At 68.6% G+C, this 19,918-nt stretch carries 20 protein-coding genes, 1 tRNA gene and 1 pseudogene; 6 read left to right on the forward strand and 16 right to left on the reverse strand.

Translation table 11 applies throughout. From position 1 onward, the window contains the following. Positions 1 to 26 precede the first annotated feature (26 nt). On the forward strand, positions 27 to 836 hold the full coding sequence (locus BKA02_RS01900) for an IclR family transcriptional regulator (protein ID WP_179430770.1): 810 nt from the start codon (positions 27 to 29) through the stop codon (positions 834 to 836). A gap of 45 nt (positions 837 to 881) precedes the next feature. On the opposite strand, the gene BKA02_RS14465 is transcribed toward BKA02_RS01900, so the two are convergent. Next, on the reverse strand, positions 882 to 1,016 hold the full coding sequence (locus tag BKA02_RS14465) for a hypothetical protein (protein ID WP_281370257.1): 135 nt from the start codon (positions 1,014 to 1,016) through the stop codon (positions 882 to 884). A 164-nt stretch (positions 1,017 to 1,180) separates the two neighbouring features. Here BKA02_RS14465 and BKA02_RS01905 point away from each other — a divergent pair, with 164 nt between their 5' ends. Continuing rightward, entirely contained in the window at positions 1,181 to 2,101 is a 921-nt protein-coding gene (locus BKA02_RS01905) for an AEC family transporter (RefSeq protein ID WP_179430772.1), read from the forward strand. An 85-nt stretch (positions 2,102 to 2,186) separates the two neighbouring features. Here BKA02_RS01905 and BKA02_RS01910 read toward each other — a convergent pair whose 3' ends face one another. The 3 genes and pseudogenes from BKA02_RS01910 to BKA02_RS01920 all read right to left on the reverse strand — a co-directional run bounded on the left by BKA02_RS01910 (position 2,187) and on the right by BKA02_RS01920 (position 4,997). After that, positions 2,187 to 2,999, reverse strand: coding sequence for a DUF7507 domain-containing protein (locus tag BKA02_RS01910; RefSeq protein WP_179430774.1), 813 nt, complete (start codon positions 2,997 to 2,999; stop codon positions 2,187 to 2,189). A 114-nt stretch (positions 3,000 to 3,113) separates the two neighbouring features. Then, positions 3,114 to 3,563, reverse strand: a pseudogene (locus BKA02_RS14605) (DUF7933 domain-containing protein); the annotation flags it as partial. 750 nt (positions 3,564 to 4,313) lie between these two features. Continuing rightward, complete coding sequence (locus tag BKA02_RS01920; protein WP_179430778.1) at positions 4,314 to 4,997, reverse strand: TetR/AcrR family transcriptional regulator C-terminal domain-containing protein; 684 nt, start codon at positions 4,995 to 4,997, stop codon at positions 4,314 to 4,316. Between the two features lie 65 nt (positions 4,998 to 5,062). On the opposite strand from BKA02_RS01920, the gene BKA02_RS14225 reads away from it, so the two are divergent. Both BKA02_RS14225 and BKA02_RS01925 read left to right on the forward strand, forming a co-directional pair. After that, the gene (locus BKA02_RS14225; protein ID WP_218844407.1) at positions 5,063 to 5,242 is read left to right on the forward strand and encodes a hypothetical protein; all 180 of its coding nucleotides are present in this window, start codon (positions 5,063 to 5,065) and stop codon (positions 5,240 to 5,242) included. Then, the gene (locus BKA02_RS01925) at positions 5,243 to 5,758 is read left to right on the forward strand and encodes a DUF998 domain-containing protein (protein ID WP_218844409.1); all 516 of its coding nucleotides are present in this window, start codon (positions 5,243 to 5,245) and stop codon (positions 5,756 to 5,758) included. A 272-nt stretch (positions 5,759 to 6,030) separates the two neighbouring features. On the opposite strand, the gene BKA02_RS14590 is transcribed toward BKA02_RS01925, so the two are convergent. The 9 genes from BKA02_RS14590 to BKA02_RS01970 form a co-directional block, all read right to left on the reverse strand. After that, the gene (locus BKA02_RS14590; RefSeq protein WP_179430780.1) at positions 6,031 to 6,474 is read right to left on the reverse strand and encodes a helix-turn-helix domain-containing protein; all 444 of its coding nucleotides are present in this window, start codon (positions 6,472 to 6,474) and stop codon (positions 6,031 to 6,033) included. Between the two features lie 244 nt (positions 6,475 to 6,718). Further along, the gene (locus BKA02_RS01935) at positions 6,719 to 6,856 is read right to left on the reverse strand and encodes a hypothetical protein (RefSeq protein WP_179430090.1); all 138 of its coding nucleotides are present in this window, start codon (positions 6,854 to 6,856) and stop codon (positions 6,719 to 6,721) included. A 303-nt stretch (positions 6,857 to 7,159) separates the two neighbouring features. Beyond that, positions 7,160 to 7,972 (reverse strand): NAD-dependent epimerase/dehydratase family protein, encoded by an 813-nt coding sequence (locus BKA02_RS01940; RefSeq protein ID WP_179430782.1) that lies wholly within the window; start codon positions 7,970 to 7,972, stop codon positions 7,160 to 7,162. Next, positions 7,969 to 9,273, reverse strand: a complete 1,305-nt coding sequence (locus BKA02_RS01945; RefSeq protein ID WP_179430785.1) for a glycoside hydrolase family 28 protein — start codon at positions 9,271 to 9,273, stop codon at positions 7,969 to 7,971. The genes BKA02_RS01940 and BKA02_RS01945 overlap by 4 nt, the downstream gene beginning before the upstream one ends. After that, the gene (locus tag BKA02_RS01950; protein WP_179430787.1) at positions 9,270 to 10,721 is read right to left on the reverse strand and encodes an aldehyde dehydrogenase (NADP(+)); all 1,452 of its coding nucleotides are present in this window, start codon (positions 10,719 to 10,721) and stop codon (positions 9,270 to 9,272) included. The genes BKA02_RS01945 and BKA02_RS01950 overlap by 4 nt, the downstream gene beginning before the upstream one ends. After that, positions 10,711 to 11,802, reverse strand: coding sequence for a mandelate racemase/muconate lactonizing enzyme family protein (locus tag BKA02_RS01955; RefSeq protein WP_179430789.1), 1,092 nt, complete (start codon positions 11,800 to 11,802; stop codon positions 10,711 to 10,713). The genes BKA02_RS01950 and BKA02_RS01955 overlap by 11 nt, the downstream gene beginning before the upstream one ends. Then, a complete protein-coding gene (locus BKA02_RS01960; protein WP_179430791.1) occupies positions 11,799 to 12,704 on the reverse strand; it encodes a 5-dehydro-4-deoxyglucarate dehydratase in 906 nt (301 codons plus the stop codon). The genes BKA02_RS01955 and BKA02_RS01960 overlap by 4 nt, the downstream gene beginning before the upstream one ends. Continuing rightward, positions 12,701 to 13,543, reverse strand: coding sequence for a carbohydrate ABC transporter permease (locus BKA02_RS01965; protein ID WP_179430793.1), 843 nt, complete (start codon positions 13,541 to 13,543; stop codon positions 12,701 to 12,703). Before BKA02_RS01965 ends, BKA02_RS01960 begins: the two co-directional genes overlap by 4 nt. Further along, positions 13,533 to 14,471, reverse strand: a complete 939-nt coding sequence (locus BKA02_RS01970; protein WP_343045316.1) for a carbohydrate ABC transporter permease — start codon at positions 14,469 to 14,471, stop codon at positions 13,533 to 13,535. Before BKA02_RS01970 ends, BKA02_RS01965 begins: the two co-directional genes overlap by 11 nt. A 302-nt stretch (positions 14,472 to 14,773) precedes the next feature. Between BKA02_RS01970 and BKA02_RS01975 the strand changes: the two genes are divergently transcribed. Continuing rightward, complete coding sequence (locus BKA02_RS01975; RefSeq protein ID WP_179430797.1) at positions 14,774 to 16,063, forward strand: extracellular solute-binding protein; 1,290 nt, start codon at positions 14,774 to 14,776, stop codon at positions 16,061 to 16,063. A gap of 58 nt (positions 16,064 to 16,121) precedes the next feature. On the opposite strand, the gene BKA02_RS01980 is transcribed toward BKA02_RS01975, so the two are convergent. Then, positions 16,122 to 16,787, reverse strand: a complete 666-nt coding sequence (locus BKA02_RS01980; RefSeq protein WP_179430799.1) for a GntR family transcriptional regulator — start codon at positions 16,785 to 16,787, stop codon at positions 16,122 to 16,124. Between the two features lie 764 nt (positions 16,788 to 17,551). On the opposite strand from BKA02_RS01980, the gene BKA02_RS01985 reads away from it, so the two are divergent. Continuing rightward, the gene (locus BKA02_RS01985; RefSeq protein ID WP_370467900.1) at positions 17,552 to 18,712 is read left to right on the forward strand and encodes an IS481 family transposase; all 1,161 of its coding nucleotides are present in this window, start codon (positions 17,552 to 17,554) and stop codon (positions 18,710 to 18,712) included. 119 nt (positions 18,713 to 18,831) lie between these two features. Here BKA02_RS01985 and BKA02_RS01990 read toward each other — a convergent pair. Both BKA02_RS01990 and BKA02_RS01995 read right to left on the reverse strand, forming a co-directional pair. After that, positions 18,832 to 18,904: transfer RNA gene (locus BKA02_RS01990), tRNA-Ala, on the reverse strand. A gap of 47 nt (positions 18,905 to 18,951) precedes the next feature. Further along, positions 18,952 to 19,839 carry an AAA family ATPase gene (locus BKA02_RS01995; RefSeq protein WP_179430801.1) on the reverse strand — a complete coding sequence of 296 codons (888 nt, stop codon included), beginning with the start codon at positions 19,837 to 19,839 and terminating at the stop codon, positions 18,952 to 18,954. Positions 19,840 to 19,918: the final 79 nt, after the last annotated feature.

Here is a 19,918-nt window from a genome sequence, read left to right on the forward strand (position 1 = left end):
CGCCGCGAATCCGTCTGGGATCCCAGATGTTGGTACGGTCCGCGATCTGGCATCCTGAGGTCGTGGATCCGGATGCTCTCCCGCCCAGGCCGCAGGTGCCCGCCGCCGATCAGACCCTGCGGATTCTGCGCCACCTCGCCCGGCGCCCTGCGCCCGTGGCGGCTTCGGCGCTCGCACGCGACCTCGGCATCCCGCGATCGACCGTCTATCACCTGCTGGCAACGCTGGCCGATCACGGATTCGTCACCCACCTCCCGGACGAGCGCCGGTGGGGGCTCGGCTCCTCCGCCTTCGAGCTCTCCGGCGGGTACTCCAGGCAGGAGCCCCTCGCCCGCTTGGGCAGACCGCTCATCGCGGCACTTGCCGACAGGGTGGGCGAGAGCGCGCATCTGGCGATCCTCACCGGGCGTGACGTGCTCTACATCGTCGAGGAGCGCGCACCGCGCCGACCGGCGCTCGTGAGCGATGTCGGCGTGCGCCTGCCCGCGCACCTGACCGCGACGGGTCGTGCGATGCTCGCGGCGATGCCGGCGGCACAGGTGCGTGCGCTGTATCCCGACGCCTCCGCGTTCACCGATCGCACAGGATCCGGTCCCCGTCGGCCCGCAGAGCTGCGCGACCTGCTGCGCGAGATCCGGCGCACGGGGATCGCCGCCGAGCACGGCGAGGTCACCGGCGGGTTGCGGTCGGTCGCCGTCGCCGTGCGGGACCACACCGGCTGGCCCGTCGCCGCCGTCGCAACGACCTGGCCGGACGAGCTGGAGCGTGCCGTCGACGGCACGGTGGAGGATGTCGCGGAGGTCGCCGCTGAACTCGAGCGCCGCCTGCGGCGCTGACGACCTCCGCGATCACGGACGACCTGGAGCCGGACTCGATCCGGATCAGCCCTTCGCGCCCTTGCGGGGCTTGAGGAACGACTCCGGCTCCTGCTTGGCGCGCTTGACCTGGCGCTTCTCCTTCAACGACAGCTTGGCGACCTTCTTGCCTCCGCGCTGCTGTGGTGCTTTCCCTGACATCGGAACTCGCTTCCCCTCGGATGTGGCTGGCGGGTGTGCCCCTGACCATAGCCCATCCGCACACGAAGTCAAATCAGCGTCTGAACAGGAAAAAAATCCGCGCCTATCCCCACATGAGCGCCCGGTGTGACAAGTCGTGCCGTACGGCCGGATACGCTCAGAGGGTGCTCGAAACTCTCACCGGATTCGCCGTGGTGGGACTCGCCATCGCCGTCGGGTACATCATCGGACGCATCGACCTGCTCGGCCCGCACGCCCGCGAGGTGCTGTCGCGGCTGACGTTCTTCGTGCTCTCCCCGTTCCTGCTGTTCACCGTGCTGGCCCAGGCGGATGCGAAGGTGCTGTTCTCCTCGTTGCTCCCGGTCTCGGCGGTCGCGGCAATCGTCGTCTTCGCGCTGTACGCCACGGTCGCGCGGGTGGCGTGGAAGCGGAGCCTGGGCGAGACCGTCATCGGCACGCTCTCGGCGGGACAGGTCAACTCCAACAACATCGGCATCCCGCTCTCGCTCTACCTCCTGGGCAGCGCGGCGTATCCGGCCCCGGTCATCCTCATGCAGCTGCTCGTGTTCACGCCGGTGACCCTGAGCATCCTCGACACCGTCACGCACGGCCGATCGTCGCTGGGCCGCACGCTCGCGCGCACGATCACCAACCCGATCATCATCGGTTCGGCACTGGGAACCCTCATCTCGGTGCTCGGCGTCGAGCTGCCGCCGATCGTGCTCGAGCCGGCGACGCTGCTGGCCAACGCGTGCGTGCCGGTGCTGCTGATCAGCTACGGCATCTCGCTGCACGGCCAGCGTGTGCTGGGCGCCGTCGGCCGGCGGCGCGACGTGCTGCTGGCCTCGACGCTCAAGCTCATCGTCATGCCTGTGATCGCCTGGGCCGTTGCAGAGTTCGTGTTCGGGCTCAGCGCGCATGAAGTGCTCATCGTCGTCGTGCTCGCGGCGCTTCCCACCGCCCAGAACGTGTTCAACTACTCGCAGCGCTACGACATCGGCGAGCCCATCGCCCGCGACACCGTCTTCATCACGACCATCGGATGCATCCCCGTCCTGCTCGTGGCGACCGTGCTGCTCGGCTGACGACCCCGCACGCAGACAGCGGCCGCGCCCTCTTCAGAGGACCGCGACCGCTGCCTTCTCGCTCGGCGTGTCCGCCGACGACGGATCAGCCGTGCTGTCGGCGACGTGCCAGCACCGCGGTGCCGACTCCCAGCATGACCAGCAGGAGGCCGCCGGCAGCATACGGCAGTGCGGACTCGCCGCCCGTGACGGCCAGCGGGCCCGACGGGGCCTTGGTCGTGACCTCGGCGGTCGAGTCGGGCGAGGTCACCGGGCCGAACGGGCCGACGCCGTTCGCCGACGCGGTGTTCGTGAGCGCATCTCCGGTGAGGTCGGCCGCGAGCACGATGTACTCGGCCTCGCAGACGACCGTGTCGGTCGGAGCGAGCAGCTCGGCCTCGGCGGGGCACACGATCTCACCGAGCTCGCCGGCGCCCGAGAAGTCGCCCTCCTCGATGGAGACGTCGGCGATCGTCACGTTGCCGGTGTTGGTGACCGTGAACGCGTAGGTGATGACCTGGCCCGCGGCGGTCGCGATGTCGGTGTCGGCCGACTTCACCAGCGAGAGGGCAGGGTTCGGCAGCACGGTCGGGACCTCGGCATCCGCCTCGGCACCGATCTGCGTGCCGCCGGGGGTCACGCCGCTCGCCTGCGCGTGGTTCTCCAGCGCAGACCCGTCGAGGTCGTCCAGGCCCGCCGTGTACACGGCCGTGCAGGTGAGCTTGTCGCCCACCGCGAGGTCGGTGACGCCTCCGCAGTCGATCGGACCCATCGTGCCGGTGCCGCCGATCGGCCCTGGATCGGTCACCGTGACGTCGTGCAGGTCGACCTCTCCGTCGTTGAACACGACGAAGGTGTACGTGGCCTCGCGGTCATCGGCGGTCAGGGCCTCCGGCTCGACCGTCTTGGTAAGGCTCATGGAGGGCACGAGCGCACGGATCTGCGCGGACGGCTCGCCGTCCAGACCGGTGGCGCCAGTGATCGTGTTCGTGAAATCGCCGCCCGCGGCGAGCACCACGTCGATCGAGATGGTGCACGACTCGACGCCTCGGGCGATCGAGCCGTCGGCGACCTCCAGCACGCCGGATCCCGCGTCGGCCGTCACATCGGCGGCGGCGCAGGTGGTCGCGACGTTCGGCGTCTCGGCGATCGTCATGCCCGACGGCATCGTGTCGCTGAAGCCCCATCCTGTCTTCGCGGAGAGCTCGCTCGTGTTCACGACGGTGAGCTGCATCGTGACGGGCTGACCGATCTCGTACCGCCTCCTGGGCGAACGACTTGTGCAGCGTGGGCGTCGCGTCGTACAGGCGCAGGTTGTCGTAGGCGAAGTCGTTGCCGCTGCCCGCGACCTCGGAGTTCCACAGGACGAACTCCGCCGCGCCCGTCGCGGGGCTCTGGATGCCGTCCGAGACGAAGCTGCCGACGAACACCGGCTCGTTCGGGTCGCCGTCGCTCGTGCCCCCGGCACAGGCGACGATCGCATCCGAGGCGAAGTTCGAGTCGCCGGAGACGGCGAAGCCGGGGAAGAGGCGGGAGTTGATGCTCGCGCTGCAGTTGATCTCCGCGACGTCGACGCCCGCGACGTAGAAGCGATCCGCCGTGAGCTCGAAGGCGCTCGGGGCAGGGCCCTGCAGCATCACGTTGTCGCCGGAGGCGCCGTCCTTGTCGGTGTAGGCGGTGACGGCGTGGTTCGTGGCGGGATCCGCCGCGCCGTTGACGACGCCGAGCTGCTGGGCGAGTCGCTGCACGTGGGCGCGCGCATCCGGGTTGATGTTGCATATGCCGGGGTCGAAGACCGTGTCTGCCGCCTGCAGCACCACGCCGTTGCAGGCTTCCAGGTCGAGCCACGACGGCGTGCTGCTGTACACGCCGCCGTCGGCGCGGGCGTAATCGGCGACGCTGATGGCGGTCTCGGCGACATTGTCGTCGAACGTCTCCTCGAACACGAGGGTCGGATCGGCGGGGGCGGGCGCGGCCGTCACCGCGACCTCGGCAGGCACCGGTACCGCGAACGCCGCGGTCGGGGCCGCCAGGCCGATCCCCAGAACGACAGCACCGCCGCTGCTCCATGCGACGAGCCGTCTGATTCGTTCCCTCTTCGACAAAGACATAGGTCTCCTGTGTTCACCAGTTCCGGACTACTCGGCCCCAGACACACGGAGCCCCTGGGCTAGGTTGCCAAAGCCCGCGACGGGTACCGCGCCGGAGCCGGGAAAATGACCCCCGTGAGGGGTCACCGCACCGCTGGTCGCTGTCGCTGTCGAGCGGCAGGGGCGTACGCCGCGACGAACGCAACGGCCGCCTCCGCGGCGCGGCGGTCGCGTTCGTGGTCATCGGGAAGGTCGGCGGGGAGGAACATCGCGCGATCCTGTGCCGGAGCCAGCGCGAGGTAGGCGAAATGCGCGGCCGCTCCGCGGAGGTCGTCCGCGTGCAACAGCCCGGCCTCGACATACGGACGCAGTTGCGCGGCGATCACCTCGATGCCGCGCGCCGGAGCCTGCTCGTAGTACCGGCGGGCGAGATCCGGGAATCGGTCGGCCTCGGCGATGATCAGCCGCCGCAGAGACAGCACCTGCACGTGCAGCACGGCATCGAGATACCCGCGCGCGACGGCGCGCAGGCGATCCTCGAGCTCGTCGACCGTCACTGCCGGTGCGGCACCGAAGGCCGCGGCGATGATGTCGATCACCGCATCGGATCTACCGGTCACGGCGCCGACGATCTCGCGGAACAGCGCCTCTTTGTCGACGAACTGCTTGTAGACCGTCTGCTTCGACACGCTCGCCGCCGCCGCGACCTCGTCCATGCTCGTGCCGCGGAAGCCGTTGCGCAGGAACAGCGTCGTCGCCGCCGCCAGGATCGCCTCGCGCTTCTGCGCGGTTCGCCCGCCGGGTGCGCCCTGCGTCGCCGTGCTCACGAGATCTCCTCCGCCATCGCCATGTCCCTATAGTACTAGACAGTCCAGTTTGATATGCTGAGCCCATGCCCCAGGATCCGACCGCATTCGACCGTGCCGCCGCCGTCACCCGCAGCCTGCTCGGCTGGGGAGTGGTCGTCGGCCCGTTCTACCTCGTCATCGGCGTGGCGCTCGCACTCACGCGCCCTGGCTTCGACCTCTCGCGTCACGCGCTGAGCCTGCTGACGCTGGGCGAGTTCGGATGAATGCAGCGCGCCAACCTCGTCATCTCGGCACTCATGGTCCTGGCCGCCACCTACGGCATCCTGCGCGCGATCCGCACCGGGCGCGGACTCGCGATCGGGGTGCTTACCGGCGCATACGGGGTCTGCCTCGCCCTCAGCGCCCTGTTCCTCCCCGACCCGTCCGGCGGCTTCCCGCCGGGAGAATCGAGCGGCGCGGCGACGACCGGCGGCATCCTGCACCTCGCGTTCGGCGCCATCGGCTTCGCCTGTCTCGCGGCGGCTGCGTTCGCCTACGCACGGTGGGCGTCCGTGCGCGGCGAGCGGGCCCAGGCCCTGCTCGGGCTGTGCGGCGGGATCGTCGTGCTCGTCGGCTTCGTCGCCGGCGCCGCGCTGGCCCGATCCCCGATCGGCGTGGCGTTGCTGTGGGCATCGGTGCTCGCAGGGCTGCTGTGGCTCGCACTGGCGTGCGCGCACCTGTACACCGTGGTTCCGCATCCGGTGCTGGCACAGCGCGCCCCGCATCCGGATCCCGCGTGAGGCGCTCGCGCCGACGATCCGATACGGCCGCTCGCGGAACGGACGCGTGAAGAGCCGGCGATGCGCTCATCCACCGGATGCCATGAACGCACCGATCACGCTCGTCATTCCCCGTGAGCGTGCGAAGATCATGCCCTGGATCGGGGCAGCTCACACAGCGTGCGCAACCGGAGTTGCGCGGTTGCCCCGGGAAAGCAGCCGGACGATGTGGATCTGACCGAGCGCTACGGGAACAGGCGACAACGGGTCGAGCGGCTTGCTTCCGCCTGGAATCAATGCTCTGGCTGGGGCGAACAGCCCGCGCGCAGGGGGCGGGGGTGAACGCTCTGGCGCGTCAGTACGGGGTTCATCGGGGCACGGTGTGGGCGAAGACTCGGCAGTCCTGACGCTTCTCGGCGCGCGGCCCGTCGGCGATACTCCGAGGGCGGGGTACCGACCCGGCGGCGGAACTGCCGAGATGCGAAGTCAGGATCGCGCCAGCCGACCTGGTGGGCGATCACGGCGACAGATTGGTCGGTCGTGTGGAGAAGGTGCGCCATCTGTTGGATGCGCAGCATGGCCAGGTACGCGATCGGCGACGTGCCATACGCTTCCACGAACACCCGGCCCAGTTGCGACGGGGACAGGTGCACCGTCTGCGCGAGTCCGTCCAGCGTCCACCGTTCCTGCAACGAGTCACGCAGCAACTCGGCGGCGCGCCGGGCCTCGTCTCGCACGGGTGTGAACTACCGGTGTCGCGGCACGGTAGGACGCATGCTGGATCGTCTGTGCCGCTCTGCGGTGGCCGTGACGACCAGGTGCGGGGCAAGGACATCAAGAACGGAGAACAGCAGGTACCGGGCCGGATAGAACCGCTCCGGTCGAGATCCCTCGATGCTCAGGGAGACCAGCTCGTCCAGCCACGGCATCAGCAGCCCGGCACGATCCTCGCCCAGAAAGTGGCGGTCGCGGTTCTTGGAGTCACGGCTGGACGGCCTCGTTGATGAGCCGCGGCCGGGCCGACCTGCGCTGATCGGCGTGGACCAGGCCCGCAGCCGACACGAGATTCGGATCATCGAACACCGCGGACACCGCGGCAGGAGCGTGCTTGAATTGCATCTACGAGATGCCTCTCGGATCGGAACACTAGAACCCTAAGCAAGCTCTATTCTTCCTGATCAGAGGGGCATTTCTGCGTCACGGAACCCGACCATTACCCAGGCGGATCGGTGCATCGAGGCTCAGTGTGCCTACAGCGGTATCGGGCGGGAGAAGTCGAAATGCACTCCGGTGAGCTCTTCGGTGGTCTGCCAGAGGCGTTCGGCAAGTTCGATGTCGTTCGCGCGCGCGGATCGCCCGCGGATTCAAAGTCTGATGCTCTGCCAACTGAGCTACAGGCTCTACTCGTTAAGCGTAGCGGCGTCAGCCCCAGTCCGTGCCGAGCTCGCGGTCCGCGGTCACGGAAGTGCCGCCGAGCGCCGTCGCCGCGATCTGGGCCTCGTCCTCGAGCCCCGGCAGCATGATGCCTGGGATGCCGTCGGCATGACGCTCGGCGTCGTCCACCGGCCGGAAGCCGATGGCCGCGCCCGCATCGCCCCGCACCCACGCGCGCGTGTTGTCCGAGACGCCCCACACGATGCGATGTCCTGGGCCTTCGAGCACGGCGCACGCGTCGACGAGGCGAACCATGTCGGCGGGCGAGAACCACAGTGAGAGACCGCGGCGGTCGAGCGGCTCCGGAAGGAACGCGGCGATGCGCGCTGAGACGACCGTCATGCCGAAACGGTCGGCGTAGAGGCTCCCGAGCGCCTCGAGGGCGACCTTGCCGACGCCGTAGTACGAGTCCGGACGCGGGTCGAGGACCGGCTCCCGCCGCGCATCCGCGACGGTCGCATACCCGACCGCGTGCCCCGAGCTCGCCAGGAGCACACGCCGCACGCCGGCCCGGCGCGCTCCCTCGAGCACCGCCCGCGTGCCGCCGATATTGACGCGCAGGATCTCGTCGAACGGGCGCTCCTGGCGATGCCCGCCGAGGTGGACCACGAGGTTGGCGCCCGCGCACGCCGCGGTCATCGCATCCAGGTCGGTGATGTCGGCGGCGACGAACTCCTCGTCGACGCCGAGCGCATCCTCGGGCGCGACGAGGTCGGTCAGCCGGCACCGATAGTGCCCGAGCAGAGGACGGATCGCGGACGCGATGTGACCGCTGCCGCCCGTGATGAGGATCGTCGTCATGGCACCTCCACGATCGTCTGCGAGTTCCACCCCGCGGGGAGCGGATCGGGCCGGAACACCTCGACATCGCGCAGGGTAAGTTCCTCGACACCCCTCGCGAACACCCCCGGCAGACCACCCGGGTAGAGGTCTACGCCCGTCGTCCCGCCGCCGGGCGCGGCTCCCGGACCGGTCTCGCTCGAAGCGACCGGTCGCGTGTCGTACTGCCCCTGCAGCGGGGAGGGCGAGTGGCGCTGCACGAGCCGCACCCCGTCGAAGACGATGTCCCGGATGCGGCCGCCCTCCCCCGCGTGGACGTTGATGGCGCCGTCCGCGACCCCCGATAGGCCGCTGAACCGCACGTGCTCGATGACACCAGGATCGACGCCCTCGACGCGGCGGCCGGCGGAGACGAACACGGGATCGGCCTTGCCCCAGTACGCCTCTCCCGCCATCGGACAGTCGAAGGTCACGCCGCTCACGAGGATGTGCCGCAACCCGCCGCCGTCCCGCGAGATGAGGCCGATGCCCCGATTCGCCGTGACCGTGCAGTCGGACACGACCACGAAGCCGACATCCTCGACCGTCTCGGTCCCGATCTTGATCGCGCAGCTCGTCGACCGAACGATACACCCGGTGACGACGATGTGCTCGGCGGGTCTGCGGAACCGGCCGGTGAGCTCCGTGGTCTTGATGCACACGCCGTCGTCCGCGGAGCTCAGACGGCAGTCCGCGATCCGTACGCGGCGCGAGCCGTCGATGTCGATGCAGTCGGTGTTGGCCATGGTGAGGTCGTTGTCGATCGTGACTCCGGTGATCGCGACATCGTCGCAGCCGGCGATGTGCACTGTCCAGATGGGGGCGCGCTCGATCGTGATGTCGGCGATCGTCACCGCCTCGCAGCCCTCGAAGAGCACGATCCGCGGTCGTAGCGGATGCGGCACGCGGTAGCCGTCTGCGTCCGCCTCGACCGCGAAGTAGGCGTCCGCGTTGCCGAGGATGCGGCCCCGGCCCCGGATTCCAACGTCGCGCGCGTCCCGGGCGTAGATCATGGCGTGCCGCGCGCCCTCGACCGCCGTCGCGGCGTCGTGCTCGCGGAAGTCGTCGTACCGCGGGCTCGCGATGATCGTGGCGCCCGCCGAGAGCTCGAGCGTCACGCCGCTGCGCAGCAAGAGTCCGCCCGTCAGGTACTGGCCATCGCCGATAAGCAGCGTTCCGCCGCCGTCGTCGTGAACGGCGTCGATGCCGTTCTGGAGGGCGGCGGTGTCGAGGGCGCGTCCGTCGCCGCGGGGCGAGAACTCGACGAGATCGCGCGTGGTCATGGCTGTTCCTTGTGCACTGCTGGGTACTGGACACCATCGACCCGCCGGGGGATTCCCAGCGGATTCGACTCCTGCAGCTCCGGCGGCAAAAGGCCGTCGGGTGTCGCCTGCCAGGCGATCGGGCGGAGGAAACGGCGGGTCGCCGTGGCGCCCACCGAGGTGTGAGCGGATGTCGTCGACGGCCACGGGCCGCCGTGATGCTGCGCCCAGTTCACGGCGACTCCCGTCGGCCATCCGTCGAAGAGGACACGGCCGGCGATGAGGGTGAGCTCATCGACGAGCGAGCGGATGTCGTCCTCCGACTGCGAGTGGACGGTCGCCGTGAGGCTGCCACCGATCACCCGCACGCACGCGACCACCTGATGGAGGTCATCGTACTCGACGACAAGGGTCACCGGTCCGAAGCACTCGACCAGATGGCCCTGCGGATCCGCGAGGACGCGATCGGCGGTGGTGGTGAGCACGGCGGGGGCCACCGCATTCGGATCCTCTGAGACGCCGCGAAGCACGCGCATGCCGGGCAGCGCGGAGAGCCGGTCAAGGCCGGACAGCAGGGCGCGCTCGATCGGCTCGCTCAGCAACGGCATCCCGCTGCCGAGCAAGCTCGCGACCCGCTCCGCGACGCGAGCGCCCGACGGCGCGAACACGACGCCCGGCTTGGTGCAGAACTGCCCGCCGCCGAGCTGGAACGATGCGGCGAGCCCCGATGCGAGCTCATCCGCCCGCTTCTCCGCAGCCCGCGCGGTGATGACGACGGGATTGACCGCACTCAGCTCGCCGTAGAACGGGATCGGCACCGGTCGCGCCTGGGCGACCGCCATCAGCGCTCGGCCGCCCTCGAGCGAACCCGTGAACCCGACCGCGGCGATCGCGGGGTCGCCGACGAGATCGAGTCCGGTCTTGCGGCCCGTGACGTGGCCGAACGTGCCCGACGGAGCCCCCGCCGCGGTCAGGGCGTCCGCGACGAGCGCCGCCGTCCGGCGAGACAGCTCCGCGTGCGCCGAGTGCCCCTTGACGACGACCGGGTTGCCCGCGGCAAGCGCGGACGCGGTATCGCCGCCGGCGACCGAGAAGGCGAACGGGAAGTTGGATGCGCTGAAGACGGCGACAGGGCCGATCGGCACCAGCATCCGCCGCAGATCCGGCGTCGGGACAGGCAGATCGGAGCGGGCGTGGTCGACGATCGCCTCGAGATACGCCCCGTCGAGGATGACGGAGGCGAAGAAGCGCAGCTGCCCCGTCGTCCGGCGAAGCTCTCCGGCGAGCCGATCCGCGCCCAGGCGCGTCTCGGAATGAGCCAGCGCGACGAGCTCATCCGCATGCTCCTCAAGCCGATCGGCGATCGCCGTCAGCCAGCCCGCGCGCTCGAGCGCCGTCGCCCGGCGCGTGAGCCGGAACGCGGCGGCGGCGGCCGTCGCCGCCTCGAGGTCGTGCGCGCTAGTGTTCATGCGGATCGCCGCCGACCTGAGAGACGAACTTGAGCCCCAGCCCGGGGCGGCCCGCCGACCGGAGGCGCGCGCCCTCGATCCGGACGGGCGGCTCCTCGGCGAGCAGGCCGAGCGAGTGCAGATCGTTGCCGTCCGCATCCTCGATGATGGGCGTATCCGGCAGGGTGAGGGCGAGTTGGCCGGAAAGCTCGGTGAGCAGGTGCGGGGCGAGCTGGATCCCGTCGCCGGCGAGCGCGGCGATCTCCCGGAACGGCGTGATCCCGCCGACGCGCACGATGTTTGGCTGGATGATGTCAACGACACCCGCCTCGAGGTACTCCGCGAAGCGGTAGACCGTGTAGAGGTTCTCCCCGAGGGCGATGGGGAGGTCGATCGCATCGCGCAGCTCGCGGTGCGCGCGCAGGTCGTCGGCGCGCAGCGGCTCCTCGACCCATTGCAGGTCGAACTGCTGGAGCTCGCGCAAGGCCTCGACGGCCTGCGGCACGGTCCAGCGCTGGTTCGCGTCCACCATGATCTTGCAGTCGGGTCCCATCGCCGCGCGCACCGTCGCGACGCGCTCCACGTCATGGGCGACGTCGTTACGCCCCACCTTGAGCTTGACCGCCGAGTAGCCCGCCTTCGCCCATCGACGCGACTGAGCCTCGATGTCCTTGAGGCCGTAGTAGAAGTTGATGCCGCTCGCATAGACCTCGACCTCAGACCGGTGTTCGCCGAGGAAGGCGGAGATGGAGAGGTCGGCCCTGCGAGCCGCGAGGTCCCAAAGCGCGAGGTCGAGTCCCGCCATCGCGATCGTCGTGATGCCACCCGAGCCCACTTCGTGGAGGTGACGCCACAAGCGGGGCCAGAGCATCTCCGCGTCGGCCGGCTGACCGATCGCGAACTCCCGGATGTCCTCGTCGAGCAGTGCCTGGACCGCTCCCGCGCCGATGGCCGGGACCCACGAGAAGCCGTGGCCGGCCCGGCCCTCGCTGTCGACGATGTCGACGGCGATGACGGCGACGCTGCGGACTATGGGCGACCACGGTCGAGGCAGCGGCACGTCGAGCCGACGCGAGGTCATCGATGCGATCACCGAGCTCATCGGTCCTCCTCCTTGACGATCGTCGTGCCATGGGCGAGAAGCTCCTCGAGCCGGCCCAGCTGACGTGGGGACGGATCCACGAGCGGCGGGCGCACGGACCCGACCGCGTCGCCCCGGAGCCGGAGCCCCGCCTTGACGAGCGAGACGGCGTGACCCGGCGTCTCGTCGCGCAACGCGACGAGCGGGTCGAAGAACTCCCGGAGCAGACGCTCGCGCATCCTCGGCGATCGCGGCCGACGGAAGCCGCCCGCGATCTCCGGCGCCATGGTGAACACTGCCGACGAGTATCGGTGCACTCCAAGCCTCTCGTATGCCGCCTGGCGCGTCTCTGCGGTCGGGAGCCCGTTGAAGAACAACATGTCCCGTCCCGCCTCCTGCGCCAGGCCGATGAACTGCTCGACGAGGGCGAGATCGCCGACGCCGTCCTTGATTCCGATGATGCGGTCGAGCCGGAGCAGCCGACGAACCGAGTCCGCAGTGAGCGCCCCCGTACCGCGATGGTAGAGGACGATGGGCAGCAGAGTCGCGGCCGCGATCGCCTCGACGTACGCGACGAGTCCCTCCTGCGCGGGCTCCACCAGGTACGGCGGAAGCAGGAGGAGCGCGTCGCATCCGGCCTCCTCCGCTGCGCGAGCGACCTCGACCGCATGGCCGACAGGTCCTCCGGTCCCCGTCCAGACGGGCACGGCGCCCGACGTCGCCGTCACGGCGACGCGGACGACCCGCGCTGCCTCGTCCTGCGTCAGAGCGTGGAACTCCCCCGCCCCGCCTGCGACGACGACGGCACCGGGGTCCCAGCTCAGGCGAGAGAGGACATGCGCGTGGAGCGCGTCCTCCGCGAGCGCGCCGTCCGCGTCGAACGGGGTCACGGGGAAGAACAGCGGCGCGTCGGAGATGGTCATTTCAGCCCCGTCGTCGAGATGCCCTTGACGAGGTACTTCTGGCCGAACAGGAAGATGAGGAACACCGGCAGCAGCGACACGATCGACATCGCGAACATGGGCCCGTAGGAGGATGCCGCCGTCGAGTCGAGGAACGACCGCAGGGCCACGGGCACCGTCATGATCTCGGGCGAGGTCAGGTAGATGAGCGCGGTGAAGAACTCGTTCCAGCTGTTGATGAACGTGAAGATCGCGGTCGCCGCGAGCGCGGGGAGCATGAGCGGGAGAACGACGCGAAGGAAGATGCCCACGTGTCCGAGCCCGTCGATGCGCGCGGCCTCATCGAGCTCCTTGGGGATCGACCGGATGAACTGCACCATGAGGAAGATGAAGAACGCGTCCGTCGCGAGGAACTTGGGCAGCAGCAGCGGGATGAACGTGTTCACCCAGCCCAGCTGGTTGAAGATGATGTACTGCGGCACGACGACGACGTGGATCGGGATCATGATCGTGATGAGCATGATCGCGAAGAGCGGCTTGCGGAATCGGAAGTTGATCCGCGCGAACGCGTAGGCCGTGATCGAGCACGAGAACAGGTTGCCGACGACCGCGCCGAAGACGAGGATACCCGAGTTGAGCAGGTACCTCCCGAACGGATGCGCGAGGGCGTCCCACCCGTCGATGTAGTTGTCGAACTCGATTCCGGTCAGGAAGATCCCCGGGTTGCTGAAGATCTCGTCCTGCGGACGGAACGAGGAGGCGAGCATCCACAGCAGCGGATAGATCATCACGATGCTCGCGGTGATCATCACGACATGGCGGATGATCGAGGAGGCGGGAGTGGCGCGTTTAGTCGTCATAGAAGACCCAGTACTTGGAGGCGATGAAGTTCACCGCGGTGAAAGCTCCGATGATGAAGACGAGGGCCCACGCGAGTGCGGAGGCATAGCCCATGTCCAGCTGTGCGAAGCCCTTCTGGTAGAGGTACAGCGTGTAGAACATGGTCGAGTCCGCGGGGCCGCCGCTCCCGCCCGAGACGACGAACGCCTGCGTGAAGGACTGGAAGCCGCCGATGATCTGCAGGACGAGGTTGAAGAAGATGATCGGGCTCAGAAGCGGAAGCGTGATGCGGAAGAAGCGCTGGAGTGACGTCGCCCCGTCGACCTGCGCCGCCTCGTAGTACATCGTCGGGATCTGCCGCAGCCCTGCGAGGAAGATGAGCATGGGCGTGCCGAAGGTCCAGACGTGCAACAGGATGATCGTGCCGAGCGCCGTGTCGGGGTTGGAGATCCAGCTCGGCGCCTCAATGCCGATGCCCGACAGCAGCTGGTTGATGAGCCCGTCCCGACCGAACATCTGCCGCCACAGGATGGCGATCGCCACGGACGACCCGAGGAGCGACGGCAGATAGAAGATGGATCGGTAGAAGGCGAGCCCGCGCATGCCCCGGTCGAGCACGAGGGCGACGAGCAGGGCGAAGACGAGCAGGAGCGGGACGGAGACGAGCACGTAGGTGAACGTCACCCCGAGCGAGTTCGCGAGTCTCGCGTCGCCGAGCATCCGGACGATGTTGTCGAGCCCGACCCAGGTCGGCGGGCGGATGAGGTCGTAGTCGGTGAAGGACAGGTAGAGCGATGCGAGCATGGGCCCGACGGTGATGAGCACGAGTCCGAGGAGCCATGGGATGAGGAAGAGGAACCCCATCCTGTTCTCCTGACGGGCGTTCTTCCCGGTGGGCCTGCCGCTGCCCGACGATCGGAGCCGGCGCAGCTCGCCGAGGGCGCTCACCGCTCGCGCCCGCGGTGTCGTGTGTTGGGGGCCACGTCGTCCACTCCGTTCGATCGTCGTGACGCACATTCTGGGGAACGCCCCGGTCGGTGCCATTCGGTGCCAACTCGCGTCAGTAACATTTTACATAGAAATACCAGAACGCAAAATCCCTGATATTTCGGGGCTTCTGACTCAGAAGGACACTCAACGTTCGGGAGGTTCCCAAGATTCTTCTCGCAATAACATTTTACTCGTGTATGGTGGCGGATGTCACGGCTCCCGCACACCACCCGCATCACGAACGATCAAAGGAGATTGCAGTGCTTCCCTCTGCACGACGGACCCTCATGGTCCTCCCCGCCATAGCCGCGAGCGCGGCCATGCTCCTCACCGGATGCGCCGGAGACCCCGGCACCGGATCAGCCGACGAAGAGGTCACCCTCCGACTCGTCTGGTGGGGCTCCGACGACCGCGCCGCCGTCACCCGCGACGCCGTCGCCGCCTTCGAAGAACTGCACCCGAACATCACGGTGCAGACCGAGTCGCTGCCCTTCGAGGGCTACTTCGACAAGCTCTCGACGCAGATCGCCGCGAACGACGCTCCCGACGTGCAGCAGCTCACCGGAGACTTCGTCGTCGAGTACGGTACGCGAGGCGCCCTTCTCGACCTCGCCGACGTCGACACGTCCAAGCTCGACAGTGCCACCACTGACATCGTCGACTTCGACGGGGAACAGCTCGGCGTGCCCACGGGCATCGCGACCTTCGCCATCGTGGCCAACCCCGTGCTCTTCGAGCAGGCCGGCGTCCCCATGCCTGACGACGAGAGCTGGACGTGGGAGGAGTACGCCGACATCGCGCAGAAGATCTCCGACGCGAGCCCCGACGGTGTCTTCGGCTCCCAGGCGCTCGGCACCGACTCGAACCAGATCGCGATCTGGGCCCGGCAGAACGGCCAGGAGCTCTTCACGGCGGAGGGTCAGCTCGGGGTCGACGAAGGCGCCGTGGCAGACTTCTACGCGTTCGCCAAGAGCATGGTGGACAGCGGCGCCGCGCCGACCGCCGACGAAGCGACCGAGCAGACCACCCTCGGACTCGAGCAGACCGGCACCGCACTGAACCGCTACGCCATGGGCTTCTGGGCATCCAACCAGCTCCCGTCCCTCGAGGCGCTCTCCCAATCCGGGCTCGAGCTGCTGCGCTACCCGACCGCGAGCGGGAAGGCGGGTGACCAGAAGATGTCGTTCGTGGCATCCCAGTACTGGTCGGCCTCGTCGCGCACCGAGCATCCCGTCGAGGCGCAGCTGCTCATCGACTTCCTCGCCAACTCGCCCGATGCGGGCAAGCTCCTCCTCGTCGGTCGCGGAGCCCCGGCCAACAGCGACGTCCGCGAGGCGCTCATCCCGATCCTCGGCCCGGAGGACGCGAAGGTGCTCGACTTCGTCGCCGCGATCTCCGACGAGGTCGTCGTCTCGCCGCTCGCACCCGCGGGAGGCGCCACGTTCCAGGAGAATATGCGCCGCTACACGACCGAGGTGTTCTTCGGGAGGATGAGCCCCGCGGACGCGGCGACAGCGCTCCTCGACGAGACGCGCACCGCCCTGGGCTGATCCCCGCCCGACTGTGCCGCCGGCGACTCGACCACGGCGGCACAGTCGTTCCTGGAGGTCAGGACTCTGGCTTGCCCGACCACCAACCCAAGACGTGGGCGATGTGGCGTCGCATGAACAGGTCGGCGCCCTCGCCGTCCCCGCTGAGAAGGAGATCGAGCAGCGTGTGATGCTCGTCCGCGGACGTGCGCAGCTCATCGGTTCCCGACATCCCCGCGAGACCGACGAGTCGTGTCTTGCCCCTCAGCTCGGTCACGACCTGGAGCAGCCGGGCGTTGCCCGCGAGACGCAGCAGCCCCAGATGGAACTCGTGGTCGGCGTCGAGGAAACGGGTGAGATCCGACTCCAACGCCGCCGCGACGATGTCATCGGCCCGCTCACGGAACGACCCGATCCGCTCGCGATCCGCTCCGCGGGCGACGAGCGCCATCGCGGGACCCTCGAGCCACTGGCGGACCTCGACGATCTCCCGGAGCTCGCTGTCGTCCATGCCCCGGATGCGGAAGCCCTTGTAGCGCACCGACTCCACGAGTCCGCGCTTCTCCAGGTTGATCATCGCCTCGCGGACGGGCGTGGCCGAGACTTCGAAGCGCGTTGCGAGGTTCGGTGCGGTCACGAGCTGCGCTGGCTCGAGCTCGCCCGAGATGATCGCCGCGGCGAGCAGGCGCTCCACCTCATCCCGGATGCTCGGCACGTCGCCGATTGGGCGGATCGTCGAACCCATCGCACTCCTCAAGTCACACACCACGGTACCCCCTCTCCGCCCGCGGCGGTGCTCGCTGCTACGGTCGGACGATGACCGAGGCGCTCGTCAACACCCGCGTCCAGGAGGTGCTCAGCCTCTGGGGCCAGAACAAGACCGTCGCGACTCTCGCACGCGTCCTCCGCGCATGAACTCAGCGAGTTCACGCAACGCAGTTGCGAGCCCGAACGCGATCAGTGTGGGCGACTTGAGGTTGAGGAGCGCCCGTCGCATGGCGTCGAGCGCTTCAGCATCGGCCGGAAAGCCCCCGCGTTCGCCTACCAGCTCATCCCGAAATCCGCCCCGACCCGTCCCGCCGGCCCGAACACCTGGCGAGTCCGCCACGACACCATCGACAACGACGGCAAGATCACCCTCCGCCACACCGGCAGACTCCTCCATCTCGGCATCGGCCGAGCACACTCCCGCACCGAGATCATCTGCCTCGTCCACAACAACAACGCCACCGTCATCGCCCTGAGCACCGGAGAACTCCTCGCAGAATTCACCGTCGACCCCGCAAAGAACTACCAACGCAAAAACGGCTGAACTCCCGAAACCGGGGGTTCAGTCGTTCACGATGCCCTGAGACATCACAAGGGTGGACCCAGCGGTGTCTGGTTTCAGGACATCGTTGACAGATGATCGCGCGGATCGTGCTCGTGATCGTTGACACCTGAGTCGGGTCATCGTCGACGCTCTGCCGGTGATGATCGTTGACCGGTGAGTCGGGTCATCGTTGACGGGTGAAACCAAAGAATCTCGTCATCGTCCGCGCCGTCACCGATCAAGGCCTGACCCATGCTGAAGCCGCTGCGCGCTTCGGGGTGACCCGCCAATGGGTACACACCCTCGTGCACCGTTACGAAGCCGAAGGCCCGGACGGACTCGCGCCACGCTCTCGGGCCCCGAAGAACCGGCCCGGCACCACCCCGCCCGCAATCCGCGACCGGATCGTCCAACTACGCAGCGACCTGACCCACTCCGGAGCCGACGCCGGGCCGGTCACGATCGCCTGGTACCTCGAGCAGGAAGGCCACCGATCACCATCCACGTCCACGATCCGCAGGATCCTGCACGACGCCGGCCTCATCGTCCCCGCACCCCACAAACGCCCCCGCAGCTCTTACATCCGATTCCAAGCCGATCTGCCCAACGAATGCTGGCAAGCCGACATCACACACTGGTTCCTCGCCAACGGCACCCGCGTCGAGATCCTCGACTTCCTCGACGACCACGCCCGCTACCTGCTCGACATCCGGCCCGCGGCGGCGTTCACAGGCCCGATGGTCGTCACCGCGATGACCGAGCTGATCGCCCGCTACGGGCCGCCGTATTCGACTCTCACCGACAACGGCCTCGTGTTCACCACCCGCCTGGCCCGCTTCAAAGGCGCCCGTGGCGGATTCGAGAAACTCCTCACCGCGCACCGCATCACTCAGAAAAACGGCCGCCCCGGTCACCCGCAAACCCAGGGGAAGATCGAACGCTTCCACCGGACACTCAAACGCTGGCTCACCGCACGCCCACTGCCCGACACGATCGAAGACCTCGCCGCCCGGCTCGCACAGTTCCAGACCTGGTACAACACCGCCCGCCCCCACAGAGCGCTCGCAGGCCGCACCCCCGAGCAGGCCTACACCGCGCTCCCGAAAGCCACCCCGACCACGACCACCGACACGACCGAATGGCGCTCCCGCACCGACACCGTCGACCAGCACGGGAAAGTCACCCTCCGCTACGCCGGCCAGATCCGCCACCTCGGCATCGGCCGCGCTCACTCAGGCACCCCGGTGCTCCTACTCACCCACAACCGCGACGTCACCGTCAGCAGCATGAACACCGGAGAAATCATCGCCGAGTTCACCATCGACCCCGACAAGAACTACCAGGCCAAGAACCCGTGACCCCCACCGTCAACGATGACCCGACTCACCAACCCCGCGTCACACGTCAACACCCCACACAACAAAAAAGCCCTGAGCCGCGACCAGTTCGTAAACTATGTCGCGACTCAGGACAAGGGTGGACCCAGCGGGATTCGAACCCGCGACCTCTTCATTGCGAACGAAGCGCGCTACCAACTGCGCCATGGGCCCGTGGACTCAGTCACACTATCACGTCGTCGCCAGCGCCCGGCGCACGCTCAGCCCGCGGCGCGACGCGTCAGCAGCCGACGCACGTGCGCCTCGATCTCGGCGTCGTCGACGATGCCCATCCGCGCATACGGCGATTCGGTCTGCGCCGACTCGGCATCCTTCGGGCGCGCGGCGGGGATCTCCGCCAGCGCTCGCGCAGCCATCCGATCGGTGCGACGCTGCAGCTCGGCCTGGCGGCGCGCCTCGCGTTCGAGAGCACGTGCGTCGATCGTCGCCTGCGCCGCGTGCGCGCGGCTGCCCGCAACGCTCACGAGCGGCTGAGGCAGCTCGCGCGGCGTCCAGGTGCGCGGCCCCTGGTCGTGCAGCTCGGTGACACGAGATGTCTGCGGCTCAGCGACCGGCGCAGGGTTCTCGCGCATCGCCCTGCGTGCGGCGCGAGCCGCGACCGAGGCCATCCGCCCGAGCACGAACAGCGCGAGAGCGCACACCGCGCCGCCGATCCAGAGCGCCGTCGATGCTCCCGTCGCGAGCAGCTGCCACACCCCGAGACCCACCAGAGCAAGCCCCAGTACGACGAACACGGATGAGGTCACACGGGTGCGCCGACGTGCACGGGCCTGCCGGTACGCCGGATCGGCGCGCGTCGCGGCGAGCTCCTGCCGAAGCCGCTCCAACTCGGCGACTTCACGCTCGGCCTGCACACGCTTGGCGAGCTTCTGCTGAGCCAGGGCGGTGCGTGCCGTGAGCTCCAGCCGCACCTCCTGCGGCGTCTCGCTCGTCTCGGCGAGCACCCGCAACGCCCGGTTCAGCCGCACCGCGTTGCGCTCCGCGGCCTCGTACTGGTGACGCCCGCGCCACGACGGCAGCAGATACAGCATCCAGAGCAGCACGGACACGAGAACGATCACGCCCCCGCTCAGCACCGGCCCATCCATGCCTCCACGGTAGGCGACGAGCCGCCAACGCCCGGGTGCGTCGGCGCGCGTGTCGCGCGTGCAGGGTACTGTCACCAGA

The sequence above is a fragment of the Microbacterium pseudoresistens genome (assembly GCF_013409745.1).
Classification (GTDB): Bacteria; Actinomycetota; Actinomycetes; order Actinomycetales; family Microbacteriaceae; genus Microbacterium; species Microbacterium pseudoresistens.